The sequence below is a fragment of the Pseudomonas sp. LW8 genome (assembly GCF_041956865.1).
In the GTDB taxonomy this organism is placed as follows: domain Bacteria; phylum Pseudomonadota; class Gammaproteobacteria; order Pseudomonadales; family Pseudomonadaceae; genus Aquipseudomonas; species Aquipseudomonas siliginis.
In genome coordinates this window covers 1,963,513-1,989,581 of record NZ_CP168138.1, presented here as the reverse complement: position 1 = coordinate 1,989,581, position 26,069 = coordinate 1,963,513, and the positions used below count along the sequence as shown (strand labels likewise).

19 protein-coding genes are annotated in these 26,069 nt (G+C 61.1%); 3 read left to right on the top strand and 16 right to left on the bottom strand.

Annotated features, from left to right (window positions below):
• Positions 1–61 precede the first annotated feature (61 nt).
• The 14 genes from purF to leuC all read right to left on the bottom strand — a co-directional run bounded on the left by purF (position 62) and on the right by leuC (position 16,539).
• On the bottom strand, positions 62–1,567 hold the full coding sequence (purF, locus tag AB9L16_RS08890; RefSeq protein WP_016773943.1) for an amidophosphoribosyltransferase: 1,506 nt from the start codon (positions 1,565–1,567) through the stop codon (positions 62–64).
• Positions 1,568–1,608: 41 nt separating this feature from the next.
• Positions 1,609–2,169 (bottom strand): CvpA family protein, encoded by a 561-nt coding sequence (locus AB9L16_RS08885; RefSeq protein WP_375123390.1) that lies wholly within the window; start codon positions 2,167–2,169, stop codon positions 1,609–1,611.
• A 98-nt stretch (positions 2,170–2,267) separates the two neighbouring features.
• The gene (locus AB9L16_RS08880; protein ID WP_375123389.1) at positions 2,268–2,927 is read right to left on the bottom strand and encodes an SPOR domain-containing protein; all 660 of its coding nucleotides are present in this window, start codon (positions 2,925–2,927) and stop codon (positions 2,268–2,270) included.
• On the bottom strand, positions 2,911–4,218 hold the full coding sequence (gene folC, locus AB9L16_RS08875; protein WP_095179497.1) for a bifunctional tetrahydrofolate synthase/dihydrofolate synthase: 1,308 nt from the start codon (positions 4,216–4,218) through the stop codon (positions 2,911–2,913). The genes AB9L16_RS08880 and folC overlap by 17 nt, the downstream gene beginning before the upstream one ends.
• Positions 4,215–5,135 carry an acetyl-CoA carboxylase, carboxyltransferase subunit beta gene (accD, locus tag AB9L16_RS08870; RefSeq protein WP_016773939.1) on the bottom strand — a complete coding sequence of 307 codons (921 nt, stop codon included), beginning with the start codon at positions 5,133–5,135 and terminating at the stop codon, positions 4,215–4,217. Before accD ends, folC begins: the two co-directional genes overlap by 4 nt.
• A gap of 198 nt (positions 5,136–5,333) precedes the next feature.
• Positions 5,334–5,966: a phosphoribosylanthranilate isomerase gene (locus AB9L16_RS08865; RefSeq protein ID WP_375123388.1), complete on the bottom strand. Its 633-nt coding sequence runs from the start codon at positions 5,964–5,966 to the stop codon at positions 5,334–5,336.
• Positions 5,967–6,030: 64 nt separating this feature from the next.
• Positions 6,031–6,855: a tRNA pseudouridine(38-40) synthase TruA gene (gene truA, locus AB9L16_RS08860; protein WP_016773937.1), complete on the bottom strand. Its 825-nt coding sequence runs from the start codon at positions 6,853–6,855 to the stop codon at positions 6,031–6,033.
• 266 nt (positions 6,856–7,121) lie between these two features.
• A complete protein-coding gene (locus AB9L16_RS08855) occupies positions 7,122–9,779 on the bottom strand; it encodes a FimV/HubP family polar landmark protein (RefSeq protein WP_236169452.1) in 2,658 nt (885 codons plus the stop codon).
• 209 nt (positions 9,780–9,988) lie between these two features.
• The gene (locus AB9L16_RS08850; RefSeq protein ID WP_150635754.1) at positions 9,989–10,999 is read right to left on the bottom strand and encodes an aspartate-semialdehyde dehydrogenase; all 1,011 of its coding nucleotides are present in this window, start codon (positions 10,997–10,999) and stop codon (positions 9,989–9,991) included.
• A 245-nt stretch (positions 11,000–11,244) separates the two neighbouring features.
• Positions 11,245–12,357, bottom strand: coding sequence for an aspartate-semialdehyde dehydrogenase (gene asd, locus AB9L16_RS08845; RefSeq protein WP_016773934.1), 1,113 nt, complete (start codon positions 12,355–12,357; stop codon positions 11,245–11,247).
• A gap of 66 nt (positions 12,358–12,423) precedes the next feature.
• Positions 12,424–13,506, bottom strand: coding sequence for a 3-isopropylmalate dehydrogenase (gene leuB, locus AB9L16_RS08840; protein ID WP_016773933.1), 1,083 nt, complete (start codon positions 13,504–13,506; stop codon positions 12,424–12,426).
• Between the two features lie 55 nt (positions 13,507–13,561).
• A complete protein-coding gene (locus tag AB9L16_RS08835) occupies positions 13,562–14,329 on the bottom strand; it encodes a class I SAM-dependent methyltransferase (protein WP_095179493.1) in 768 nt (255 codons plus the stop codon).
• Between the two features lie 132 nt (positions 14,330–14,461).
• Positions 14,462–15,106 (bottom strand): 3-isopropylmalate dehydratase small subunit, encoded by a 645-nt coding sequence (leuD, locus tag AB9L16_RS08830; protein ID WP_024012386.1) that lies wholly within the window; start codon positions 15,104–15,106, stop codon positions 14,462–14,464.
• 2 nt (positions 15,107–15,108) lie between these two features.
• Complete coding sequence (leuC, locus tag AB9L16_RS08825) at positions 15,109–16,539, bottom strand: 3-isopropylmalate dehydratase large subunit (RefSeq protein ID WP_041478531.1); 1,431 nt, start codon at positions 16,537–16,539, stop codon at positions 15,109–15,111.
• 139 nt (positions 16,540–16,678) lie between these two features.
• Here leuC and AB9L16_RS08820 point away from each other — a divergent pair, with 139 nt between their 5' ends.
• From AB9L16_RS08820 to AB9L16_RS08810, 3 genes are all read left to right on the top strand, one after another.
• Positions 16,679–17,569: a LysR family transcriptional regulator gene (locus AB9L16_RS08820; RefSeq protein WP_024012384.1), complete on the top strand. Its 891-nt coding sequence runs from the start codon at positions 16,679–16,681 to the stop codon at positions 17,567–17,569.
• Positions 17,570–17,632: 63 nt separating this feature from the next.
• Positions 17,633–20,911 (top strand): PAS domain S-box protein, encoded by a 3,279-nt coding sequence (locus AB9L16_RS08815; RefSeq protein ID WP_024012383.1) that lies wholly within the window; start codon positions 17,633–17,635, stop codon positions 20,909–20,911.
• 94 nt (positions 20,912–21,005) lie between these two features.
• A complete protein-coding gene (locus AB9L16_RS08810) occupies positions 21,006–22,697 on the top strand; it encodes an Hsp70 family protein (protein WP_375123387.1) in 1,692 nt (563 codons plus the stop codon).
• Here the strand turns inward: AB9L16_RS08810 and AB9L16_RS08805 are convergent.
• On the bottom strand, positions 22,694–25,366 hold the full coding sequence (locus AB9L16_RS08805; protein WP_252877808.1) for a DUF805 domain-containing protein: 2,673 nt from the start codon (positions 25,364–25,366) through the stop codon (positions 22,694–22,696). The two genes, AB9L16_RS08810 and AB9L16_RS08805, sit on opposite strands and share 4 nt — an antisense overlap.
• Positions 25,363–26,058, bottom strand: a complete 696-nt coding sequence (locus tag AB9L16_RS08800) for a DUF1266 domain-containing protein (protein WP_056784370.1) — start codon at positions 26,056–26,058, stop codon at positions 25,363–25,365. Before AB9L16_RS08800 ends, AB9L16_RS08805 begins: the two co-directional genes overlap by 4 nt.
• Positions 26,059–26,069 lie beyond the last annotated feature (11 nt).

Sequence of the window (26,069 nt, the reverse complement as noted above, 5' to 3'; positions counted from 1 at the left end):
CTTGCTGTTCTCGAACAATAAATATCAGATACAAAACCGGCCCCTCAGGGCCGGTGGAAACTCAGTTGTTGTACAGATCGATGATCGCACTGACTGCCTGGGTCTTGACCTTCGAGGCATCGTTGCGCGCCTGCTCGATCTTGTTCAGGTAAGCCTCGTCGACGTCACCGGTCACGTACTTGCCGTCGAACACTGCGCAATCGAAGTGCTCGATCTTGATCTTGCCGCCGCCGACCGCTTCGATCAAGTCAGGCAGGTCCTGATAGATCAGCCAGTCTGCACCGATCAGGTCGGCCACGTCCTGAGTCGAACGGTTGTGCGCGATCAGTTCGTGGGCGCTCGGCATGTCGATACCGTACACGTTCGGGAAGCGCACCGCAGGTGCCGCCGAGCAGAAGTAGACGTTTTTCGCGCCAGCTTCGCGGGCCATCTGGATGATCTGCTTGCAGGTGGTGCCGCGCACGATCGAGTCATCGACCAGCATGACGTTCTTGCCACGGAATTCCAGCTCGATGGCATTGAGCTTCTGGCGTACCGACTTCTTGCGCGCAGCCTGGCCCGGCATGATGAAGGTGCGACCGATGTAACGGTTCTTGACGAAACCTTCGCGGAATTTCACGCCCAGGTGATTGGCCAGCTCCAGCGCTGCGGTACGGCTGGTGTCCGGAATCGGGATGACCACGTCGATATCGTGTTCAGGGCGCTCGCGCAGGATCTTCTCGGCAAGCTTCTCGCCCATGCGCAGACGCGCCTTGTAAACCGACACGCCGTCGATGATCGAGTCCGGACGCGCCAGGTAGACGTGTTCGAAAATGCACGGGGTCAGCGACGGGTTGGTTGCGCACTGACGGGTGTGCAGCTTGCCGTCTTCAGTGATGTACACCGCTTCACCCGGCGCGAGGTCGCGAATCAGGGTAAAACCGAGCACGTCCAGAGAAACGCTTTCCGAGGCGATCATGTACTCGACGCCTTCGTCGGTGTGACGCTGGCCGAACACGATCGGACGAATGCCGTGCGGGTCGCGGAAACCGACGATGCCGTAACCGGTGACCATCGCCACCACGGCGTAACCCCCAACGCAACGGTTGTGCACGTCGGTCACGGCGGCGAACACGTCTTCTTCGGTCGGCTGCAGCTTGCCGCGCTGGGCCAGCTCGTGGGCGAACACGTTGAGCAGCACTTCCGAGTCGGAACTGGTGTTGACGTGACGCAGATCGGATTCGTAGATCTCTTTGGCCAACTGTTCAACGTTGGTCAGGTTACCGTTGTGCGCCAGAGTGATGCCGTACGGCGAGTTGACGTAGAACGGCTGGGCTTCGGCCGACGTCGAGCTGCCGGCAGTCGGGTAACGGACGTGGCCGATACCCATGTGGCCGACCAGACGCTGCATGTGACGCTGCTGGAACACGTCACGCACCAGGCCATTATCCTTGCGCAGGAACAACCGGCCATCATGGCTGGTCACGATACCGGCAGCGTCCTGGCCGCGGTGCTGGAGCACGGTTAGCGCGTCATACAGCGCCTGATTAACGTTCGACTTACCGACGATACCGACGATGCCACACATGCGACGCAACCCCTACTTAATGGATCTGAACTGAACAACACTCACTGAGGCGTTTTCGCCGGCGGCAAGAGCTGCTCCTTGAACGGAATCTCAGCGGGTACGCTGATTCCGCTGGCAAGCCACTGACTGCTCCACCCCAGTATCAGGTTTTTGGACCAGTCGGCGACCAATAGAAACTTGGGCACGAGCTGTGATTCTTTCCACCACCCGTCCTGCTGTACCGGCCCCAGGCTCAACAGCCCGACCGCCACGACCACCAGCAACACGCCACGCGCTGCGCCGAAGGCCATGCCGAGGAATCGATCGGTCCCGGACAACCCGGTGACGCGAACCAACTCGCCGATAAGATAATTGATCATTGCGCCCACGATCAGTGTGGCGACAAACATGATGGCACAGCCCGCGATCACGCGAGCCGATGGGGTTTCGATGTATCCGGCGAGGTACTCGGACAGTGAGCCACCAAACATCCAGGCAACCGCTCCTGCGATGATCCAGGTCAGCAGCGATAAAGCTTCCTTTACGAAGCCGCGGCTCAGACTGATCAAAGCGGAGATGGCGATGATTGCAACGATCGCCCAGTCAACCCAGGTAAATGGCACAGTGCAGCCTACAGACGGATAAGGCGGCGCATTTTAGCAGAGCGCATGGCTGTCGGTAAGCTGCGATTGTCAGTGCTTTTCAATCGAAGTGATAGATTTCAGCCACGTTCAGGCTGAAAACGGACAACGAAGCCCTTGAGGTTCTGCTGACGACTCAGCAGATCACGCAAACGATCGGCCTCGGCACGCTCGATCAGCGGACCGACGAACACCCGATTCTTGCCATCGGCAGAACGAATGTAGGCGTTATAGCCCTGGCTGCGCAGGTTCTTCTGCAGGCTTTCGGCGCTGGCGCGGCTCGACAGACTGGCCAGTTGCACCGACCAGCTCACCGACAGACCGTTGGCATCGATGCGGCTCTGCGTGGTATCCGGCTTGCTCGTTGCCGATGTGATCGGCTGGGCCGGCGCAGGAATTGGCTTGGCCACTGGCGGCGGCGTTGCCGGACGGGCAATTTGCGCAGGGATGGTCGGTGCCGGGGCGGCCGGTGCAGCCGGGGCCGCAGGCACCGCTTCTTCAGCGACTTCTTCGTCAGTCGGCACAGGCTCTTGCGGCAAGGCTTGCGGCTCGGGCACAGCCACCGGGTCAATTTGCACCTGCGGCATGGCCGAAGGCTGAGGCGCAGCCGGGGCCTCGACGGTCACCTGACGCTGCTCGTCCTGACGGGAAAACAGCATCGGCAGGAAGATCACCGCCAGCGCCACCAGCACCAGCGCGCCAACCATGCGCTGCTTGTACGCTTTATCCAGCAAAGCCATTTGCCGCTTCCTCCGTGGAGCGCCGGGCCAGCCATTCAAGGGCCTCGGCGACACAATAAAATGATCCGAACAAGAGAATCTCGTCGTCGCTGGTTGCTATAGCGCACTGCCCTTCCAGAGCGGCCGCAACGCTGGCATAGGACGTTACTGAAGCACCAAGGTTCTGCAGCGCCGCCTCAAGTTCAGCCACCGGACGCGCGCGCGGCGAATCCAGCGGCGCGACAGCCCAATGCGCGACACTAGCATTCAATTCGCCAACAACACCATCCAGATCCTTGTCCGCCAGCAACCCGAACACCGCCAGACGCTTGCCAACCGGCGGCCGCGCGGCCAGACGCCGGGCGAGATATTCAGCGGCATGCGGATTGTGACCAACATCCAGCAACAGGTTCAGGCGCTTGCCATTCCATTCGAATGACCGACGATCGAGGCGCCCAACCACGCGCGTCGCCTGCAACGCCGCGACAATCTGTTCGGCATTCCACGGCAAACCTGTCAGCAGATAAGCTTGCAGCGCCAGCGCGGCGTTTTCCATCGGCAGATCGAGCAGCGGCAAGTCGCGCAACTCGACCACTTGGCCCAGGGCATCGGTGCCGCGCCATTGCCAGTGTTGGTCAGTGATGCCGAGATCGAAATCGCGTCCACGCAGAAAGAATGGGCAAGCCAGTTCGTGCGCCTTGTCGAGCAGTGGTTGCGGAGGATTCAGGTCGCCACACAGAGCAGGCTTGCCCTGGCGGAAAATTCCGGCCTTCTCGAAGGCCACGGATTCGCGGGTATCGCCCAGATAATCGGCGTGATCGACGCCAATGCTGGTGACCAGCGCAATATCGGCATCGACTACATTGACGGTATCCAGACGCCCGCCCAACCCGACTTCAAGCACCACAGCGTCAAGCGCCGCCTGCTGGAACAGCCAGAACGCTGCCAGAGTGCCCATTTCGAAGTAAGTCAGGGAAGTCTCGCCGCGGCCCGCCTCGACCGCAGCAAAGGCTTCGCAGAGCTGCGCGTCAGTGGCTTCAACGCCGTCGAGCTGCACCCGCTCGTTGTAACGCAGCAGGTGCGGAGAATTGTAGACACCAACGCTCAGGCCCTGGGCACGCAGCAACGAAGCCACGAACGCGCAGGTCGAACCCTTGCCGTTGGTGCCGGTGACCGTGATCACCCGAGGCGCCGGCTGGCCCAGCCCCATGCGGGACGCTACCTGTTGCGAACGCTCCAGGCCCATGTCGATGGCCGACGGATGCAACTGCTCAAGGTAGGCGAGCCATTCACCAAGGGTGCGCTGGGTCATACGTTGGCAGGCACCGGCGGCACCACGATCGGTTCGATCGGCGCGGCGACGAACTTCGGCGTCGGCTTGCCGGTCATCTGTGCCAGCAGGTTACCCAGACGCGGACGCAGTTCCTGACGGTGAATGATCATGTCGATCGCGCCGTGCTCCAGCAGGAACTCGCTGCGCTGGAAGCCTTCCGGCAGTTTCTCGCGCACGGTCTGCTCGATCACCCGCGGACCGGCGAAGCCGATCAGGGCTTTCGGCTCGCCGACGATGACGTCGCCAAGCATCGCCAGACTGGCGGAAACGCCGCCGTAGACCGGGTCGGTCAGTACGGAGATGAACGGAATGCCTTCTTCACGCAGACGCGCAAGTACGGCCGAAGTCTTGGCCATCTGCATCAGCGAGATCAGCGCTTCCTGCATGCGTGCACCACCGGAGGCGGCGAAGCAGATCATCGGGCAGCGGTTTTCCAGTGCGTAGTTGGCAGCGCGAACGAAGCGCTCACCGACGATGGCGCCCATGGAACCGCCCATGAAGTTGAATTCGAATGCCGAAACCACTACCGGCATGCCCAGCAAGGTACCGCTGACCGAGATCAGCGCATCTTTCTCGCCGGTCTGCTTCTGCGCAGCGACCAAGCGGTCCTTGTACTTCTTGCCGTCGCGGAATTTCAGACGATCAACCGGCTCCAGGTCAGCGCCCAGTTCGTTACGGCCTTCCGGGTCGAGGAAGATGTCGATGCGGGCACGTGCGCCGATGCGCATGTGGTGGTTGCACTTGGGGCAAACGTCCAGGGTCTTTTCCAGTTCCGGACGGTACAACACCGCCTCGCAGGATGGGCATTTGTGCCACAGACCTTCAGGCACCGAGCTCTTCTTGACCTCCGAGCGCATGATCGAAGGGATCAGTTTGTCTACTAACCAGTTGCTCATGCTTTCTTTCTCCAGTACCGGCGGCCCGAACGCTCTGGTTCGCAGCCCCGCGTATGCCCTTGAGCTAAATTCATGTGTGTGGCGATGGTTGCCGAACAGTGGCGGTCAGCGCGAAACATGACCTGCGACGATTCAGCAACCCTCAGCCGCGCCTGCTTTGTGCAAGTGCATTGATGGACGGCGGCAGACTGCCAGCCGTCACATCGACGATGTATTGCCGCGCACCGCGTTGATGAATGCGCGAATCTTGTGGTGATCCTTGATGCCTTTGCTCGCTTCTACCCCGCCGCTGACATCCACCGCGTAGGGCTTGACCCGTGCTACCGCGTCGGCAACGTTCTCCGGCGTCAGGCCGCCGGCCAGAATCAGCGGCTTGCTCAAGTGTTGCGGAATCAGTGACCAGTCAAACGCCTCGCCGGTTCCACCGGGCACCCCTTCGACATAGGTGTCGAGCAGTACGCCACTGGCGCCGGGAAAGGCATCGCAAGCAGCGGCAATATCATCGCCGGCCTTGACCCGCAGCGCTTTGATGTACGGACGATGCCAGCCTTCACACTCCTCCGCACTTTCGTCGCCATGGAACTGCAGCAGATCCAGCTGCACCGCATCGAGGATTTCTCCGAGCTCGCAACGGCTGGCATTGACGAACAGCCCCACGGTGGTAACGAACGGCGGCAGCGCCTTGATGATCGCCCGCGCCTGCTGCACGTTCACCGCTCGCGGACTCTTGGCGTAAAACACCAGGCCGATCGCGTCGGCACCGGCTTCGACGGCGGCCAGCGCATCTTCGATGCGGGTAATGCCGCAGATCTTGCTGCGAACGGCTGACATGTCAGGAAAACCTCAAGGCAAAATCCGAAAACGTCCCGGATGGTAACAAAAGCGTTCGAGGGCGTCAGCCGTCAAGTTCGGAGAAACCCGTAAGGAAATGTGGCCCGATAAAGCGCTCGGGCAACGGAAATTCGTCGTGGTACTCGACCTGCACCAGATACAACCCGTAGGGATGCGCCGTGACCCCGCCGGAGCGACGCTCGCGACTTTCCAGCACTTCCTTCATCCACTCCACCGGACGCTCACCGGCACCGATGGTCATCAGCACACCAGCGATATTGCGCACCATGTGATGCAGGAAGGCATTGGCCCGAATGTCGAGCACGATCATCTTGCCGTGACGGGTCACGCGCAGGTGATGCATCTTCTTGATCGGCGACTTTGCCTGGCACTGACCGGCCCGGAACGCGCTGAAATCGTGGGTACCAATCAGGTACTGCGCGGCCTCGGCCATGCGCTCGGCGTCGAGCGGACGGTGATTCCAGGTGATTTCTTCATTGAGGTGCGCCGGGCGGATCTGATCGTTGTAGATCACATAGCGATAACGCCGGGCAATGGCTTTGAAGCGCGCATGAAAATGCGCCGGCATGACCCTGGCCCAACTGACGCTGATGTCGTGGGGCAGATTGATATTGGCGCCCATGACCCAGGCTTTCAGCGAGCGATCAACCTGGGTGTCAAAGTGCACCACTTGGCCGCAGGCATGCACGCCGGCATCGGTACGCCCGGCGCATTGCAGGGAAACCGGCGAATTGGCGACTTTCGACAGGGCTTTTTCAAGCTCTTCCTGCACCGTCGCCACTCCGGTCAGCTGCCGTTGCCAGCCGCTGTAGCGCGAGCCTTTGTACTCAACGCCCAGCGCGACGCGGTAAAAGCCGTCGGGCGCCATTTCGGCGACCGGGTTATCTATGTTTGCCAAGGTGGGACAGCCTGCTGATTTGCAAAGGCGGGCATTATAAGGCGGTGGGCTGGGGATGCCAGAGTTCTCTATCGGCAGTACCGCCCCCTTCGCGAGCAGGCTCGCTCCCACATTTGCAATGCGCCCCCCTGTGGGAGCGAGCCTGCTCGCGAAAGCAATCGATCAAACACCGCCGAATCCGGCACAAACAAAAACGGCAGCCCCACCGGGCTGCCGCTTGTTGTTTACCGCTGAACTTACGCCAGGTTGGAAAGCATTTCCTTGGCCTCGCCCCGCTGCTTCTCGTCACCCTCGGTCAACACTTCGTTGAGGATGTCACGCGCACCGTCAGCGTCGCCCATGTCGATGTAAGCCTGGGCCAGATCGAGTTTGGTCGCTGCTTCGTCTGTGCCGGCGAGAAAGTCGAAATCATCTTCACCCAGGTCATCACCCAACGCTGCGTCCGCTTCGGTGAAGCTCGGTTCAGCCATGCTTTGCGACAGGCGATCCAGCTCGGCATTGACGTCGTCGAGCTCGGCCGCGAAGGCGTCCGGCTCGGCGGCTGGGTTGGTGTCCATTTCGTCGGCCAGCGACAGGTCGAAATCGGCTGGGAGTTCCAGATCGTCCTGCGGCACGTCAGCAACTACCGGCGTCTCGACCGGTGGCAAGTCCTTCACGCCGTCGTCCAGATCCAGCAGGAAGTCATCTTCAGCCAACGTGGCCGGCGATGGTTCGGCGCCCAGATCCATGTCCAGATCGAAGTCCGACAGATCGTCGAGATTGTCTTTCATCTCGGTCTGCTCTTGCAGCACCGAAGCGAAGCTCAGATCGTCTTCGGCCGGAAACGCGTCTAGCTCGACAGGCGCTTCTGGCTCGACCGCTGGCGCAGGATCGACCGGGGTGATGTTGTCGAGGTCGTCCAGGCTCAAATCGAACGCGGTGTCGAGGTCGTCAGCGGCAGCCTCTGGCGCTTGCGGCTCGTCTTGCAGCAGTTCCTTGACGTACTGCGCATCCAGTTCGGCAGCGACGGCGGCAGCTGCCAGCCCACCGGCAGCGACCACAGCCATGGCCGGGAAGCGGCTTTTCAGCGCTTCGACCTTGGCGAAGTTATCGCCATTGGCCACCAGTTGACGCTCTTGCGCAACGAACGCATCGCGGTCGCCCTGCTGACCGTAGACTTCCATCAGCTTCAGGCGCAGATCGCTGCGTTCCGGCTCAAGGCTGACGCCCTCTTCCAGCAGCGCAGCGGCCTGATTAAGGCGGCCGGCATTGATGTGCGATTGCGCTTTGTCGAGCACATCATCAGAGCGTTCGCCGGCCGGGGCCACCAGTGGTGCGGCAATCGGCGCAGCCATCACCACCGGAGTGACGACCGGTGCAGGGGCTGGCGCAGGTGCCGGAGCTGGCGTGTTGAGCTTGACGCTGGCTGCCGGGGTTTCCAGGCCGGAGAAGCTGCTTTCCGGCAGATCCTGCTCAGCGGAGAACTCTTGCTCTTCAGCCAGAGCGCGGGCCATGCGCAGGTGCTTTTCGGCTTCCTGCTGGGCTTTGCGACGGCGCGCCAGCAGCAACAGCAGAAGCAGCAGAACCACCGCACCGCCGCCGATCAGGCCGAGCAGAATCGGATTGGTCAGCAGTTCATTGAAGGCTTTGTCGTCATCGGCGGCAGCAGGCGTGGTTTCGACCACCGGCTCGACGACCGGCTCAACCGGGGTTTCCGCTGGCGGCGCGATGGCCGACTCTGGAGTCGGTGAAGCCGCTGCGGCGTCGGCCGGGGTGGCTGGCGGTGTTGCGGCCAGTTCGGCAGTGATCGCCGGCACCGGCGGCACAGCAGCAGTGGCGCCAGGCGCAGCGCCGGCGCCGTCGGCCTGCATCTTCGCCAGTTGATTGTTCTTCAGCTCGATCAGCTTTTGCAGCTTGTCCAGCTGGCTCTGCAGATCAGCCATGCGGCTTTTCAGTTCCTCGTTGTCACGGCGGGTCGTGTCGAGGTTTTCCTGAGTAATTGCCAGTTTGTTGCTCAGCGCCTTGGCGTCGCCGGCCGGGCCTTTCGCACCGGGCTTGGCGCTTTCCGCCGAGACCAGGCTCAGATTGTCCTGGGTGTTGGCCGCTGCACCGGTATTGCCACGGCCACGATTGGTCGCATCCAGCTGCTGTTGACCGGTGCCAGGCTTGCCCACATAACGCCGGCCCTGACGCCAGGCTTCGTTCTGCGCCGCCACTTCAGCGATGGCAGCCGACTGCGGCAGCGCTGTGCTTTGTACCGGGTCAGGCAGACGCAGCACCTGGCCGGTTTTCAGACGGTTGATGTTGCCGTCGATAAAGGCATTCGGATTGAGCGCCTGAATCGCCAGCATGGTCTGCTGCACCGAGCCACCGTTGCGCGCCTTCGCGGCGATTTCCCACAGGGTGTCGCGCGGCGTGGTGGTGTATTGATTGCGATGGGTGGCGCCAGTGGTTGGCGCGGTGATGGTCTGCGACGGCGCCGGTTGCGCGGCGGCGTCTGCGGTCTGCGGCGAGAATTTCGACGGATCGAGCAGCACGCTGTAATCACGCAACAAGCGGCCATTGGGCCACATCACCTGCACGAGGAACTTCACCATCGGTTCCGACAGCGGTTGGCTCGAGGTCACGCGCAACACGCTTTTGCCGTTGGCGTTGAGCACCGGGGTGAACGTCAGGTCATTGAGAAAAGCCTGACGGTCGACGCCGGCCTTGGCGAAATCTTCAGGGGAAGCCAGGCTCGGCACCACTTCGGCAGCGGTGAGATCCTTGACGTCGAGCAGCTCGATTTCAGCCACCAACGGCTGGTTCAGGGTCGACTTCAGGGTCAGCTCCCCGAGCCCGAGGGCATGCGCCATACCGGAGGACAGCGCCGAGGCGGCCGCTATTGCTAACACCAGTTTGCGAACTTGAACCATAGCCTCATCCTTTGTTTGAACGTTCCTCGGCCAGCGAGAAGCTTTTGAATACCGCTGCCGTAAGGCATTGCGCGCGACGACGGGGGTCGCCGCGCGCGATCATTTCGGTGCTGCCCCGGAAAGTCCCGGAGGGTGACTCGTCATCGACGCGCTTCGGGCAAGCATAGCGCTCACCTAGAATCAGTCGACAAATTGTTGCCAAGTATCTTTTACAGCAGGTCTTTTATCAACAACTCAGCCAGTTGCACGGCGTTGAGCGCCGCGCCTTTGCGTACGTTATCTGACGTCAGCCAAAGATTTAGTTCCGCCGGGTCGTCGACGCCCGTCCGCACGCGGCCTACGTAGACCACGTCCTGCCCCACCGCATCGCCGACCGCGGTCGGATAATCACCGGCCTCGACCAGCTCGATGCCCGGTGCAGCCTCAAGCGCTGCGTTGACCTTTTCCAGGTCAACAGCGCTGCCTGACTGCAAGGTCACGCTAAAGCTATCGCCAAAAAACACCGGGGCTTGAACGCAAGTGGCAGAAATCTTCAATAAAGGTTTTGCCAGAACCTGGCGCAGCTCTCGAACCAATCGTTTTTCCAGCAGCGTGTGGCCCTGCGCATCAGGCGTACCGACTTGTGCCAGCAGGTTGAACGCCATCTGCCGATCAAAGAACGTCGGCTCCAGCGGGCGCATGTTGAGCAGCTCGGCGGTCTGCCGCGCGAGCTCGGTGACTGCCTCGCGGCCTTGTGCCGAAACGGCCAGATTGGCGGTGACGTTGACGTATTGCAGATCGAGCAGATCGAGCAACGGCGCCAGCACCACCGCAAGCGTCGTCGCAGACGGGCTTGGGCTGCTGACCTGGAATGGGCTTTTCAGACTGGCGAGAATATCGGCATTGGCCTCGGGCACCACTTGTGGCGCCTGATCGGTGGGCAAGGCGCCGGACAAGTCGATCAACGAGCAACCGGCAGCATGGGCGCGAGCGGCGTAGCTCAGCGACACAGCAGCGCCGGCGGCGAAGAACACCAGTCTGACCTTGCTGAAATCGAACTCGTCGACCTCGCGCACGCGTACGTTTTTGTTGCGGAAAAGCACCGAGCTGCCGGCCGATTCACTGCTGGCCAGCAGGTGCAGGTTGCCGACCGGGAAGTCGCGTTCTTCGAGAATCTGTACGAGGGTTTCGCCGACAGTACCGGTGGCGCCGATAACGGCGATATCGAAAGTCTGGGTCATGGAGCTACCTCTGGCAAAACGGGGGGAGCGGCACTTTACCGGGTGGGTGGCGCGCAGGCAATTTCTGCAGGATTTGCGGCGGCTGGACCGGCCCTTTCGCGAGCAGGCTCGCTCCCACAGGGACCGCATTTCAATGTGGGAGCGAGCCTGCTCGCGAAAAAGGCAGTACAGACACCGGAGAAATCCTTGGCATAAAAAAACCCGCACCTCTCACAAGGCACGGGCTTCTTCAATGCTTCAAGCGATCAACGCTCCAGCAGGATCCGCAGCATGCGGCGCAGCGGTTCGGCCGCGCCCCACAGCAGTTGGTCGCCGACGGTGAAGGCGCCGACGAATTGCGAACCCATGTTCAGCTTGCGCAGACGACCGACCGGTACATTCAGGGTGCCGGTGACCTTGGTCGGGCTCAGCTCCTGCATGCTGATCTCGCGGTTGTTCGGTACCAGCTTGACCCAAGGGTTGTGCTGGCTGATCAGCCCTTCGATATCGGCGATCGGTACGTCTTTGTTCAGCTTGATGGTCAGCGCCTGGCTGTGGCAGCGCATGGCGCCGATGCGCACGCAGATGCCGTCGACCGGGATCGGGCTCTTGAAGCGACCGAGGATCTTGTTGGTCTCGGCCTGGGCCTTCCACTCTTCGCGGCTCTGGCCGTTCGGCAGTTCCTTGTCGATCCACGGGATCAGGCTGCCGGCCAGCGGTACGCCGAAGTTTTCGGTCGGGTACGCGTCGCTGCGCATGGCTTCGGCCACGCGACGGTCGATGTCGAGGATCGCGCTGGCCGGATCGGCCAGTTGATCGGCGACAGCGGCGTGGGTCGCGCCCATCTGCTTGATCAGTTCACGCATGTTCTGCGCGCCGGCACCGGAGGCCGCCTGATAGGTCATGGCGCTCATCCACTCGACCAGACCGGCCTCGAACAGACCGCCCAGACCCATCAGCATCAGGCTGACGGTGCAGTTGCCGCCAATGTAGTTCTTGGTGCCCGCGTCCAGCTGCTGGTCGATGACCTTGCGGTTGACCGGGTCGAGAATGATCACCGCGTCATCGTTCATGCGCAGGCTCGACGCCGCGTCGATCCAGTAACCCTGCCAGCCGGCTTCGCGCAGCTTGGGGAATACTTCGCTGGTGTAGTCGCCGCCCTGGCAGGTCAGGATCACGTCGAGGGTCTTCAGCTCGTCAATGCTGTAAGCGTCCTTGAGCGGAGCAATGTCCTTGCCCACGGACGGGCCTTGGCCACCGACATTGGACGTGGTGAAAAACACCGGCTCGATAAGATCGAAATCCTGCTCTTCCAGCATCCGCTGCATGAGCACGGAACCGACCATCCCGCGCCAACCGATCAGACCTACACGTTTCATCGCAACTACACCTTCTTGAAAAGTGGGCCGCTGCTTTGTATTGAATTTCGCAGCGGGCCCGAGAGATTACAGATTCCGCAGCGCGGCGACTACTGCGTCGCCCATTTCCTGCGTACCGACTTTGGTACAACCGGCCGAGTGGATGTCGCCGGTGCGCAAGCCCTGATCGAGCACGACACTGACGGCTTTTTCGATGGCATCGGCAGCGTCGTGCAGATTGAAGCTGTAACGCAGCATCATCGATACCGACAGGATCGTCGCCAGCGGGTTGGCAATGCCTTTACCGGCAATGTCCGGGGCCGAACCGTGGCACGGCTCGTACATGCCCTTGTTATTGGAGTCCAGGGAGGCCGAAGGCAGCATGCCGATCGAGCCGGTGAGCATCGACGCTTCGTCGGAGAGGATGTCGCCGAACATGTTGTCGGTGACGATCACGTCGAACTGCTTGGGTGCGCGCACCAACTGCATGGCGGCGTTATCGACGTACATGTGGCTCAGTTCGACTTCCGGGTAATCCTTGGCCACTTGCTCGACCACTTCGCGCCACAACTGGCTGGATGCCAGGACGTTGGCCTTGTCCACCGAGCAGAGCTTCTTGCCACGAACCATGGCCATGTCGAAACCGACACGGGCGATGCGGCGGATTTCGCTTTCGCTGTACGGCAGCGTGTCGTAGGACTGACGCTCGCCGTTGTCCAGCGTACGGGTGCCACGCGGCGCGCCGAAATAAATGCCGCCGGTCAGCTCACGGACGATGAGGATGTCCAGACCGGCAACGATTTCCGGTTTCAGGCTCGACGCGTCGGCCAGTTGCGGATAGAGGATCGCCGGGCGCAGGTTGCCGAACAGGCCCAGTTGCGCGCGGATTTTCAGCAGACCGCGCTCAGGGCGGATGTCACGCTCGATGGTGTCCCATTTCGGGCCACCGACCGCGCCCAGCAGCACGGCGTCGGCAGCGCGGGCGCGATCAAGGGTTTCGTCGGCCAGCGGCACGCCATGCTTGTCGATGGCCGCGCCGCCGATCACGTCGTGGCTCAGCTCGAAGCCCAGGCTGTACTTGTCATTGGCCAATTCCAGTACCTTGACCGCTTCGGCCATGATTTCCGGACCAATACCGTCACCCGGGAGAATCAGAATCTGCTTGCTCATGCTTTCCTCGTGTCTTCAAGCGGTGCGCCAGTGAACGGCGCGCCGGGAAAAATTCCTATCGCTCGGCCATCAGTACGATCACATCGGTACTGAACGAGCCGTCGGCATCTATCTCAAAATACTCACGCACTTCGTTGCCCATCGACTGCTGCAACTGGCGGATCGCCGCGCGCATCACGTCAGGTGTGCGCATGCGCTCGACCCAGCTGCTGTACTCCAGACGCAGGCGCTGCCGGGTGGTACTGCGCACATGCAGACCAGCCTCGCTGACCTGGCGCAGCCACTCGGCGGCGGAGTAGTCGCGGACATGGCTGGTGTCGCGCAGCACTTCGACGCTTTGCAGGTAAGTGTCGAACAACGCACTGCCCGGTGACAACACGTCAACGAAAGCCGCCACCCCGCCCGGCTTCAGCACCCGGCGCACTTCGCGCAAGGCCAGACCGAGGTCGCTCCAGTGATGCGCCGAATAGCGGCTGAACACAAAATCGAACTCGCCATCGGCGAACGGCAAGCGCTCGGCAGCACCGTTGACGGTAATGATATTGCTCAAGCCGCGATCGACGGCAGCGCCGGCAACCACATCAAGCATTTGCTGCGACAGGTCGTAAGCCACCACCTCCTTGACCAATGGAGCGACATGGAAACTGACATGGCCTGCGCCGCAACCCAAGTCCAGCAAACGAGCCTCGCCCTGCCCGGCCAGCTCAGCCTGTAGCAATGCGAATTCGGTGCCTTGAGCGTGAACGGCGCTGCTCAGGTAGGCGGCGGCCTGTTCACCGAATTGCTTTTGTACGACCTGAGTGTGTTGGGCGGTGCTGGTCATGGGCACATCCTGGTATCTATGTTGTTTGCGCTGCCGTCTTCGCGAGCAGGCTCGCTCCCACAGGGGAATGCATTCCAAGGTGGGAGCGAGCCTGCTCGCGAAGAGGCCCGCCCTGACTACATCAATCCCGAATCAAGCGTCGCGAAACAACCACGGCTGACTAACCCGATGCTTGGCTTCGAACGTCGCAATCGCATCGCCGTCCTGCAAGGTCAGGCCGATATCGTCCAGACCGTTGAGCAGGCAGTGCTTGCGGAACGCATCGATCTCGAAGCTGTACACCTTGCCATCCGGGCGGGTCACGGTCTGCGCCTGCAAGTCGATCTGCAATTGATAACCCGGCTCGGCTTCAACTTGCTTAAACAGTTCATCAACTTCTGCATCGCTGAGAATGATCGGCAGCAGGCCGTTCTTGAAACTGTTGTTGAAGAAGATGTCGGCGTAACTCGGCGCGATGATGCTGCGGAAACCGTACTCTTCCAGCGCCCACGGCGCGTGTTCACGGCTCGAGCCGCAGCCGAAGTTCTCGCGGGCGAGCAATACGCTGGCACCCTGATAACGCTCGGCGTTGAGGACGAAATCCTTGTTCAACGGGCGCTTGGAGTTGTCCTGATACGGCTGGCCGACATCCAGATAACGCCACTCGTCGAACAGGTTCGGACCGAAACCGGTGCGCTTGATCGACTTCAAGAACTGCTTGGGAATGATCTGATCGGTGTCGACGTTGGCACGATCCAGAGGCGCGACAAGACCAGTGTGCTGAGTAAATGCCTTCATCTTTACTGTGCTCCTTGGATCAATTCACGAACGTCGATGAAACGGCCGTTCACCGCTGCCGCCGCCGCCATGGCCGGGCTGACCAGGTGGGTACGGCCACCGGCGCCCTGACGGCCTTCGAAATTACGGTTGGAAGTCGAGGCGCAATGCTCGCCGGACTCCAAACGGTCCGGGTTCATCGCCAGGCACATGGAGCAACCCGGCTCGCGCCATTCGAAACCGGCCTCGAGGAAAATCTTGTCCAGCCCTTCGGCTTCAGCCTGCGCCTTGACCAGACCCGAGCCCGGCACGACGATCGCCTGCTTGATGGTCGAGGCCACCTTGCGGCCCTTGGCGATCACCGCAGCAGCGCGCAAGTCTTCGATGCGCGAGTTGGTGCAGGAACCGATGAATACGCGATCAAGCTGAATGTCGGTGATCGCCTGATTGGCGGTCAGACCCATGTATTTCAAGGCGCGAACGATCGAGTCACGCTTGACCAGATCCATTTCCTTGGCCGGGTCCGGCACGTTCTGATCCACGGCCAAAACCATCTCAGGCGAAGTGCCCCAGCTGACTTGCGGCTTGATCTGCGCGGCGTCCAACTCGACCACGGTGTCGAATTTGGCATCGGCGTCGGAGACCAGGTCTTTCCAGGCTTCGACGGCCATGTCCCACTGCTCGCCCTTCGGCGCGAATGGACGACCTTTGACGTAGTCGATGGTCTTCTGATCTGCCGCCACCAGGCCCACGCGGGCGCCGGCTTCGATGGACATGTTGCAGATGGTCATGCGGCCTTCGACGGACAGATCGCGGATCGCGCTGCCGGCAAATTCGATGGCGTGGCCGTTACCGCCGGCGGTGCCGATCTTGCCGATCACCGCAAGGACGATGTCCTTGGCGGTCACGCCGAACGGCAATTGGCCTTCGACGCGCACCAGCATGTTTTTCATTTTCTTGGCCACCAGGCACTGCGTGGCGAGCACGTGCTCGACCTCGGATGTGCCGATGCCGTGGGCCAACGCGCCGAATGCGCCATGGGTCGAGGTGTGCGAGTCGCCGCAAACCACGGTCATGCCCGGCAGGGTCGCGCCCTGCTCCGGGCTGATCACGTGAACGATGCCCTGACGCACGTCGTTCATCTTGAATTCGACGATGCCGTATTCATCGCAGTTGTCGTCGAGGGTCTGCACCTGCAAACGCGAGACCTGGTCGGCAATGGCTTCGATCCCGCCCTTGCGCTCCGGAGTGGTCGGTACGTTGTGGTCCGGGGTCGCGATGTTGGCATCGATGCGCCAAGGCTTGCGCCCGGCCAGACGCAAGCCTTCGAAGGCTTGCGGCGAAGTCACTTCGTGGATGATGTGACGATCGATGTAGATCAGCGCCGAGCCATCGTCGCGCTGCTTGACCAAATGCGAATCCCAGAGCTTGTCGTAGAGCGTTTTGCCGGCCATCAGACGGTTCCTCATCAGCTTGTTTCTATGCCCTGGGCTTATCAATAACCCTTTGGCTTGTGAGGCCGATCCTATGGGGTTAGATTAAATAACTCAAATTCATATTTTTTATGCTTTGGATAACCAACTGGAATGCGACATGGATCTGGCTAACCTGAATGCTTTTATTGCCATCGCCGAGACCGGCAGCTTCTCCGGCGCCGGCGAACGCCTTCATCTGACACAACCGGCGATCAGCAAGCGCATCGCCGGGCTTGAGCAGCAATTGAAGGTACGCCTGTTTGATCGACTGGGTCGCGAAGTCGGTCTGACCGAGGCGGGTCGCGCCCTGCTGCCAAGGGCCTATCAGATTCTCAATGTGCTCGACGACACCCGCCGCGCCCTGACCAACCTGACCGGTGAAGTCAGCGGCCGCCTTACGCTGGCCACCAGTCACCACATCGGCCTGCACCGCTTGCCGCCTCTATTAAGGGAGTTCACCCGCCGCTACCCACAGGTTGCGCTGGATATTCAGTTCCTTGATTCGGAAGTGGCCTACGAGGAAATTCTCCACGGCCGCGCAGAACTGGCGGTCATCACCCTCGCGCCAGAGCCGCACACCCTGGTCAAAGCCACGCCGGTGTGGGACGACCCGCTGGATTTCGTCGTCGCCCCGGAGCATTCGCTGATCAACAACGGCGCCGTCAGTCTGGCGGACATCGCCGGTCATCCGGCGGTTTTCCCCGGCGGCAACACGTTTACCCACCACATCGTCCAGCGTTTGTTCGAAGCCCAGGGCCTGACGCCGAACATCGCCATGAGCACCAACTATCTGGAAACCATCAAGATGATGGTCTCCATCGGCCTGGCCTGGAGCGTGCTGCCGCGCACGATGCTCGACGAACAAGTGGCAAGCATCGCATTGCCGGGCATACAGCTCACTCGCCAGCTAGGCTATATCTTGCACACCGAACGGACGCTATCGAATGCAGCACGCGCCTTCATGGCCCTGCTGGATGCACAAATCGATCGGCCAGGGATCCCGGCCTGACTTGTGCTACTCCTATAGAGCCGCTCCTGTGCCTCACGCCACTCAGCTCAAGGCCCGCTGACAATGCCGAAATCTGTTGACCGAACTCCGCCGATGCCGCGAATCCAGGCTGTCGATCCGCGCCATTCCGAGCAGAGCTGGGAAAGCGCGCCGCAATTGCTCGCCGCGCTCAACGGCGCGCGGCTCGGTGCCTGGTATTGGGACATTGAGCGCGGGCAGATCAGCTGGTCGCGGGGCACTCAGGCATTGTTCGGTTTCGATCCACGGCAGCCATTACCCGCCGATTTGGAATACCTCGACCTGTTGCCGCCGGAAGACCGTGCGAAAACCGTGCGTGCTTTCCACGCGGTGATCGCCGGCGCCCCGCTGGAGCAGGCGATGCATCACCGTATTCGCTGGCCCGACGGCAGCCTGCACTGGCTGGAGATCAGCGGCAGCCTGCTGCCAGACAAGAACGGCCGGCCCCGAATGATCGGGGTGATTCGCGAAATCACCCACCAACGCCAGCGCGAGCAGGCCCTGAGCAGCTCGGAGAAACGTTTCGCGACACTTTTCCACCTGTGCCCGAACATGGTTCTGCTGACCCGTCAGGATGACGGTCTGATCAGCGAGGCCAACCAGTATTTCGAAAGCCTGTTCGGCTGGCCGGTGCAAAGCGCAATCGGCCGCACCACCCTGGAACTGGGCCTGTGGGTGCATCCCGAGCAACGCGCCGAACTGGTGAAGAAAACCAAAGCCAAGGGCGAGCTGATCAGCATGGAAGTGCAGTTCCGCGCCAGCAATGGCCAGGTGCACGACGGCATCCTCAGCGCGCAGAAGGTCGAGCTCGAAGGCCAGCCCTATCTGCTCAGCACCTTCCTCGACACCACCGAACGCAAAGCCGCCGAACTGGCCTTGAAGGACAGCCAGGAACGCCTCGACCTGGCGCTGGATTCGGCGCAACTCGGCACCTGGGACTGGCACATCCCCAGCGGCATGCTCTACGGCTCGGCGCGCGCTGCGCAATTGCACGGGCTGGAGCCGATTCCATTTCATGAATCATTCGAGGAGTTTTTCGAAGGCGTGCCGGGCGAGGAGCGCGACAGCATGCGCGACGCCTACCGCAGCCTGCGCGAAGGTCCGGCCGGCAATTATCAACTGACCTACCGCGTGCAATTGCCCGACGGCAGCTCGCGCTATCTGGAAAGCCGCGCGCGTCTCTATCGCGACGACAACGGCGCGCCGCTGCGCATGGCCGGCACGTTGCTGGACATCACCGATCAGGTCGAGCGCGAGCAGCGGCTGGTCGCCTCGGAAGAGAAATTCGCCACGCTGTTTCAGGTCAGCCCCGATCCGATCTGCGTCACGCGCCAGGAAACCGGGGAATTCATCGAAATCAATTCGAGCTTCAGCCAGACCTTTGGCTGGAGCGCCGCCGATGTGATTGGCCACACCGCCGAAGAAATCGGCCTGTGGGACGCCTCGGCAAAGAGCCTGCAACGCATCGAACGGGTGATTCGCGAACAAGGCCTGAGCAACGTGGCCATTCTCGTCCAGCACAAGGACGGCCAGTCGCTGACCTGCGTGATTTCCAGCCGGCAGATCAGCGTCGGCGACCAGCCGTGCATCGTCACCACCCTGCGCGACATCACCCAGCAACAACGCTCGGAAGCAGCGCTGAAGGCCAGCGAAGAAAAATTCGCCAAGGCGTTTCACTCCAGCCCCGACGCCATCACCATCACCGAGCGCGACACCGGGCGTTATCTGGAGGTCAACGACGGCTTCTGTCGCCTCACCGGCTATCGCGCCGACGAAGTGGTGGGCAAAACCGTTTATCAGGTGGGGATCTGGGCCGAAGAGAAACAACGCTCGACCCTACTCGCCGAGTTGCAGATCAAGGGCCGCGTGCATCATCAGGAAATGCTCGGGCGCAACAAGCGCGGCGAGTTGCTCACCGTTGAGGTCTCGGTCGAGCCGATCACCCTCAATGAAACCGCGTGCCTGCTGCTGACCGCGCGCGATGTCAGCCTGTTGAAGAACGCCGAAGCGCAGATTCGTCACCTGGCCTATCACGACCCGCTGACCAACCTGCCCAACCGCGCCCTGCTGATGGATCGCCTGAGTCAGCAGATCGCCCTGCTCAAGCGCCACAATCTGCGCGGCGCCTTGCTGTTTCTCGACCTCGACCACTTCAAGCACATCAACGATTCCCTCGGTCACCCGGTCGGCGACACCGTGCTGAAAATCATCACCGCGCGGCTCGAAGCCAGCGTGCGCATGGAAGACACGGTAGCTCGCCTCGGTGGCGATGAGTTCGTGGTGTTGCTCAGCGGCCTCGAAGGTTCGCGCAGTGAAGTCAGCGAACAAGTGCGCGCGCTGGCCGACACCATTCGCGAATTGCTTTCGGAGCCGATGTTCCTCGATGGCCAGCGCCTGCAAGTGACGCCGAGCATTGGCGTGGCGCTGATTCCCGATCACGGTTCGACCCCGACCGACCTGCTCAAACGCGCCGACATCGCCCTGTACCGGGCCAAGGATTCCGGGCGCAATACCACGCAGATGTATCACAACACCATGCAGAAAGCGGCCAGCGAACGCCTGCGCATGGAGACCGACCTACGCTTGGCGCTGTCGCGCGGCGAGTTCAACGTGCACTTCCAGCCGCAAGTCGATGCCCGCGACAACCGCATCATCGGCGCCGAAGCCCTGGTACGCTGGAACCATCCTGAACTTGGCGCGCAATCGCCTACCGAGTTCATCAAGGTGCTGGAAGATAGCGGCCTGATTCTCGAAGTCGGCACCTGGATCCTCGATGAAGCCTGCAACGCCTTCAAACAATTGATCGCACTGAAACTCGTCGACCCGCTGAATTTCAGCCTGTGCGTGAACATCAGCCCGAGACAGTTCCGCCAGAACGATTTCGTCGAACGCATCGAACACAGCATGACCAGCCACGGCCTGCCCTGCTCGCTGCTGAAACTGGAAATCACCGAAGGCATCGTCATCCAGAATCTGGAAGACACCATCAGCAAAATGCGCCGCCTGAAAAAGCTCGGCGTGAGCTTCGCCATGGACGATTTCGGCACCGGTTATTCATCGCTGACGTATTTGAAGCGGCTACCGGTAGACACCCTGAAGATCGACCAGTCGTTCATCCGCGATGCAACCACTGACTCCAATGTCGCAGAGATCATCCGCGCAATTGTTGCGATGGCGCGCAGCCTTGAGCTGGAAGTCATTGCCGAAGGCGTGGAGACGCCCGCGCAACTGGCGTTTTTACAGGGGCTGGAATGCCATTTGTATCAGGGCTATCTGCACAGCCGGCCGGTGGGGTTGGAGGATCTGAAAAAACTGCTGCCCTGAATCAGCGGTCGCACAGACTGGCAACAGAGCAACAATTGCCACGGTTTGCGTCAGCCTGTAGGGTCGCGTTTTTTGCGCCGCTTCGAGATCAACCATGCAGGATGCATCCCTTCCCCGCCCGGCTCTGCTGGGCATCGACCTTGGCACCACCAACAGCCTGATCGCCGTCTGGCGTGAAGGCCGCGCCGAACTGATCCCTAACGCCCTCGGCGATGTGCTGACACCGTCGGTGGTCAGCCTTGATGAAGACGACACGATTCTGGTCGGCAAAGCCGCCCGCGCCCGCCTGACCACGCACCCGGAACGCACTGCCGCCGCGTTCAAGCGCTTCATGGGCAGCGACAGGCAAATCCAGCTCGGCTCTCGCCAGTTCAGCCCGGAAGAGTTGTCGGCGCTGGTGCTTGGCTCCCTCAAGCAAGACGCGGAAGCCTTTCTCGGCCAGGCGGTCACAGAAGCGGTCATTTCCGTACCGGCATATTTCAGTGACGAGCAGCGCAAGCGTACCTTGTTCGCCGCCGAACTGGCCGGGCTGTCCGTGACGCGCCTGATCAACGAACCGACCGCTGCCGCCATGGCGTACGGCCTGCACGAACAGAAGTTCGAACGCACGCTGATTTTCGATCTCGGCGGCGGCACATTCGACGTCACCGTGCTCGAATACGCATTGCCGCTGATTGAAGTGCATGCCTCCACTGGCGACAACTTTCTCGGCGGCGAAGACTTCACCGCCGCCCTGTTGCAGGCCTGTCTGCAAGACTGGCAACTCACACCCTCAACGATCGATGCACAAGCCATGGCCAGCCTCGGTGATGCCCTGGAACAGCTGAAATGCAAACTCGGCGAAGGCGCACAGCAGTTGAGCTGGCGGCATGCCGAGCAGACATTCGAATGGGAACTGGATGAAGCCGCTGCAGTGAAAATATGGGAGCCGTTGCTGGCCCGCTTGCGCGCGCCAATCGAACAGGCTCTGCGCGATGCCCGACTGAAACCGCGCGACCTCGACAGCCTGGTGCTGGTCGGTGGCGCCACGCGCATGCCGGCGGTACAGCAAATGGTCGCCACGTTGTTTGGACGCCTGCCTTATCGGCATCTTGATCCAGACACTATCGTGGCGCTGGGGGCGGCGACGCAGGCGGCATGCAAGGCGCGGGACGGTGCGGTCGAGGAATTGATTCTGACGGATGTCTGTCCGTATACGCTGGGGATTTCGACCAATCGTGGCGAAGGCGTCAGTGGCGCGTTCTCGCCGATCATCGAGCGCAACACCATCATCCCGACCTCAAGGGTGGAGCGTTACCACACGACATCTCCACGACAGGAAGTCATCCGTATTGCGGTCTATCAGGGCGAACGTCCGTGGGTACGCGACAACATTTTTATCGATGCTTTCGATGTCACGCTGACGCCGAGCGATGATATCCAGGCGCTGGATGTGCGGTTCAGTTATGACATCAACGGTTTGCTCGAAGTTGACGTCACCCTGCCAAGGACGGGCGAACGCCACAGCCACAGCATTGACCGCAGCCCGACCGGACTCGATGCGCAATCGCGGCAAACCAGTCATGAACGCTTGAGTACGCTGAAAATTCACCCCCGCGACACTCTGCCCAATCGAACCCTGCTGGCTCGACTGGAACGGGCGTGGACGCAAAGTCTGGGCGAAGAACGCCAGCGGATTGCCGACTGGCTGGACAGTTTCACCACGGTGCTGGGCGACCAGCGATCGGAAGAAATCGCCAGCCACCGCTCACAACTCAACAAGGTTCTGGATGAGTTACGCCTCTAGCCGATAAGTCGCCGTAAGGTCGCCTGCAAACCACCGGACAAGGTATCTTCACCGCCACTGTCCGGTGGCACGCCATAACGATTGGGCAGCTTCTCTCCGGGAAAACCGAACAGTATCAGCGGCAGAAACGGCAATACCGGCGACAGCATTACCAAAATCAGCAACATCGGAATGCCCCGCCCCATGTCATGCAAACGGCGCAGGACCGCACCGAGCAGAAACGCCAGGCCCAGTAGCAACACGACGATGCCGGATACGGGCGTACCGCTGAGCAACGCCGCCACGGGCGTCACCAGCAACGCGCCAATGACCTGCCAGATAAACGCCCCGCGCCCCAGCCGGGTACCCAGGCTCCAGAACGCAGCGGCGGGGGTTGGACGGGTCGTTGCCTTGGCTAACAGCAAACGCTCAGACCACGACAGCAATGCACTGAATGCGAAGCGCAAACCGAGTCCATTTTCCGAGTCATCCTTGGCCCGCTGCATGCGTAACAGAACCTTCTGCCTTGGCAAGCCCAGATTGCCAAAACGCACCAGATCCTTCAGCACATCCAGCGCCAGGTAAAAGGCGTCGCTGACACCCTCCTCCGCGAGAGCCTCACGGGGCGGGTGAACAGGCTCACCCTTGATCAGACTGTGACGGAAGCCGTCGAACCAGTCCTGTGGATTGACCACCTCGGTGATACTTTCCAGCAGGTATTTACGCTGTTGCGCAGTGAGCAACGGATCGTGGTAAAGGACTCCACCCAAGAGCATGCGCCCGAGCAAATCTTCGTTGAAGCTGACGATGTCGCTGCGCATGCACTCGAACAAACGGTCATTACCCAACAGCCGAGTGCTATCGAGCGCCTCATGCACACTGAACAACTTGCGCGCGAGCAGCGAGTGCACCGGATCCGCCGCTTGCAGCCAGCCGAGCAGGCCACTGGCGCTGCCCTGCTCGCGACTCAGGCGACAGAGCAGCGGCTGCAAACGGGCCAAGGGGTGTTCACGCGCAATGCTCATGGCGTCGACGCAGTGTCCCGATTGCGCGCCCAGCCAACGCGTCGGATCGTCGAGGGTGGCCAGCAGGTAAATCGCCTGACGATGCCATTCCCAGACATCAGAGTAGCTATCGACCGCCGGAAGCAGCATGCCTTGCGCGGCCAGTTGCGCTTGCAACTTGAGCCCCGCAAGCCGTTCGTCACGCTTGTCGAGACTGAACGCTTCGGCAAGCCGCGCCAGCGATCGGGCGTCGTAAGCACGCAAACGGCGCATCCACAGCAGACTGAGCTCAAGCGGTTCGCCCTTTTCCAGCGCCGACGGCAGTGTCGATGCCGAGTCGCTGGCCAGAAACGCTTCCAGGGCCTGAGGAATCGGCGCTCGGGTCAACCAGCAGATCTGCTGCCCGGCCTGATACTGCAAGCCTTCCAGCACCAGTTGATCGAGCACATCCCCCGGCTCGGATGCCTGCATGATGCGTCGCAGCAATGGCACATCACCACGGTGCAAAGCCCAGGCATGCTGGTAGAGCGTTTGCAACGGACGGTCATCACTGTCAATGATCAGCGCCGCCAACAACGGCAACTCGTCACCACTGACACGCCATTCGACAAATGCACCGGCAATGTCCTGCAACTCGAGCTGCTTGGCCCTGAACCAACGCCCGAGTGTTTCCGGGCGCTGTGATGGACTGCCGTACTCTTGAGTGACATCACCTAGATCCTCGGACCAGTCGCGGAAGTTTTCCAGACGATCAAAGGCCTGAATCAGCAGCGGCAGGCGCTGAGGCTGATGTCGCGCGCACAACGCCAGTAACCACGTCGCCGCTTTCGGATGCTGATGTTCGCGCCAGAGCCGCACCCATGCCTGCAGTGCCAACTCTTCCATTCCCAGCGCACTGCGCTGACAGGCCAACAGATACAGCCAGTCGACATCTTCAGGCGCAAGCCGATGCTGCTCGCTGATAATGTCGAGAAAGTCTTTGTTGGCGATATCAGCCTGACTGAACTGTATGGCCAGGCGTTGCAATAACCCGTCATCAGCAGGCAGGGGGATGCAAGTGTGCAGGCCGGCGAAATGACGGTAGTCGTCGAGCGACGCCTCTCGGTGCAGGTGATTCAGGGTTCGCACATACCAGAGAGTTTCCAACTGCGCGACAGCGGGCCAATGGCTCATCAACGAGGTGTCGAACGGATCCGCCGCGCTGATCCGCTGCAAAAACTCGTCGACATGCCGTGCGTTGTCGAAATCCAGATCCAGCATGCGGCTCGCCCAGCCCAGGCGCTGGGCCAACAAACGGGCGCAGACATGGGAAATCGGGCCGGCGTCGAGCAACTCGCGCAGCAATGGCCAGCAAACTTCGTCCAGCACCTCCAGCGGCAGGCGGTCCAGCTCAAGGTTGAATGCCTGCCAGGCCACCGGTTGGAAGCGACGCGCTGGATCAAGCAGCAATGCTTCAAAGTCGGCCATCGTCTGATCGGCAGGACTGATCTCATCGGCAACCGGTTGATCCGGCTCAACGGCTTCCTCGCGGGCAAAGCGTAATGCCAGCTCATAAGCCTCACGCAGCGCCTGAAAACCTTCCGGATCAGTTTCCGGATGGTGCTGCGGCAAGCGTGCGCGATAGGCGCCGCGAATGACGTCGTTGTCTTTGGTGGGCTCGATACCCAAGCGAATCCAGCAGCTCATGACCAGTCGAACTCCCCTAGCGAATCAGGCCGCTCGGGTGGATACAAGGGCATGTCCCAAGGCAGTTGTGCGAACAGCGCGCGCGCATCACGATCAAGCTTTCTGATGACCACGGTGGTGCCTATGTAATCGCCTTGCCGGTCATATTCGTGCTCCAGCTCTTCATCCTTGTTGCCCAGGCAATGCCAGAAGGCTTTGCCGAAGACAAAGCCGTTAAGGTAGCTCGTCCAACTGTCGTAGTAGTAGCGCGCGCGTGCCGCCATGCGACCATGCAGCCAAAGGCTTTCGGTGAGATCAATCCAGCCGTGCAGCACTGCAGAACGCAGCAGAAAACCCATGCGACCAAGGTCCCAGGCACGGATGCCACCTGAACCGCACTCGCCAAATGTGCGACTGGCGAATTCGTAGAAAGCTCGCTGGCGAGTGTCGAGTGTTGCGAGCAAGGCCTGCCATTCGGACGGCAGACACCTCTGCCACTGCCGATAGGCTTCGTTCAACTGCGTAGCGTGGCCGTCATCGGCAGTACGCAGCATGTCCAACAGCTGTTCGCGCGTAGTGATGCCCCAACCACCTTCGACATCGACATGTTTGAGGTCAAAGCAATAGGTGGGTGCGGTGTAATCGGCGTCGGGATTGAGGGCGACCAAAGGCGCAGAAAGCGCGTATAGCCAGCGCTGTTCCATTTCGTCCATGAACAAAGGCT

What these genes read in the sequence shown, in the direction of transcription:
- purF (WP_016773943.1), bottom strand. Translation starts at nt 1,567, where the DNA reads ATGTGTGGCATCGTCGGTATCGTCGGTAAGTCGAACGTTAATCAGGCG.
- AB9L16_RS08880 (WP_375123389.1), bottom strand. Translation starts at nt 2,927, where the DNA reads ATGGCTTTGCTGGATAAAGCGTACAAGCAGCGCATGGTTGGCGCGCTG.
- folC (WP_095179497.1), bottom strand. Translation starts at nt 4,218, where the DNA reads ATGACCCAGCGCACCCTTGGTGAATGGCTCGCCTACCTTGAGCAGTTG.
- accD (WP_016773939.1), bottom strand. Translation starts at nt 5,135, where the DNA reads ATGAGCAACTGGTTAGTAGACAAACTGATCCCTTCGATCATGCGCTCG.
- AB9L16_RS08865 (WP_375123388.1), bottom strand. Translation starts at nt 5,966, where the DNA reads ATGTCAGCCGTTCGCAGCAAGATCTGCGGCATTACCCGCATCGAAGAT.
- truA (WP_016773937.1), bottom strand. Translation starts at nt 6,855, where the DNA reads ATGGCGCCCGACGGCTTTTACCGCGTCGCGCTGGGCGTTGAGTACAAA.
- AB9L16_RS08855 (WP_236169452.1), bottom strand. Translation starts at nt 9,779, where the DNA reads ATGGTTCAAGTTCGCAAACTGGTGTTAGCAATAGCGGCCGCCTCGGCG.
- AB9L16_RS08850 (WP_150635754.1), bottom strand. Translation starts at nt 10,999, where the DNA reads ATGACCCAGACTTTCGATATCGCCGTTATCGGCGCCACCGGTACTGTC.
- asd (WP_016773934.1), bottom strand. Translation starts at nt 12,357, where the DNA reads ATGAAACGTGTAGGTCTGATCGGTTGGCGCGGGATGGTCGGTTCCGTG.
- leuB (WP_016773933.1), bottom strand. Translation starts at nt 13,506, where the DNA reads ATGAGCAAGCAGATTCTGATTCTCCCGGGTGACGGTATTGGTCCGGAA.
- AB9L16_RS08835 (WP_095179493.1), bottom strand. Translation starts at nt 14,329, where the DNA reads ATGACCAGCACCGCCCAACACACTCAGGTCGTACAAAAGCAATTCGGT.
- leuD (WP_024012386.1), bottom strand. Translation starts at nt 15,106, where the DNA reads ATGAAGGCATTTACTCAGCACACTGGTCTTGTCGCGCCTCTGGATCGT.
- leuC (WP_041478531.1), bottom strand. Translation starts at nt 16,539, where the DNA reads ATGGCCGGCAAAACGCTCTACGACAAGCTCTGGGATTCGCATTTGGTC.
- AB9L16_RS08820 (WP_024012384.1), top strand. Translation starts at nt 16,679, where the DNA reads ATGGATCTGGCTAACCTGAATGCTTTTATTGCCATCGCCGAGACCGGC.
- AB9L16_RS08815 (WP_024012383.1), top strand. Translation starts at nt 17,633, where the DNA reads ATGCCGAAATCTGTTGACCGAACTCCGCCGATGCCGCGAATCCAGGCT.
- AB9L16_RS08810 (WP_375123387.1), top strand. Translation starts at nt 21,006, where the DNA reads ATGCAGGATGCATCCCTTCCCCGCCCGGCTCTGCTGGGCATCGACCTT.
- AB9L16_RS08805 (WP_252877808.1), bottom strand. Translation starts at nt 25,366, where the DNA reads ATGAGCTGCTGGATTCGCTTGGGTATCGAGCCCACCAAAGACAACGAC.
- AB9L16_RS08800 (WP_056784370.1), bottom strand. Translation starts at nt 26,058, where the DNA reads ATGGACGAAATGGAACAGCGCTGGCTATACGCGCTTTCTGCGCCTTTG.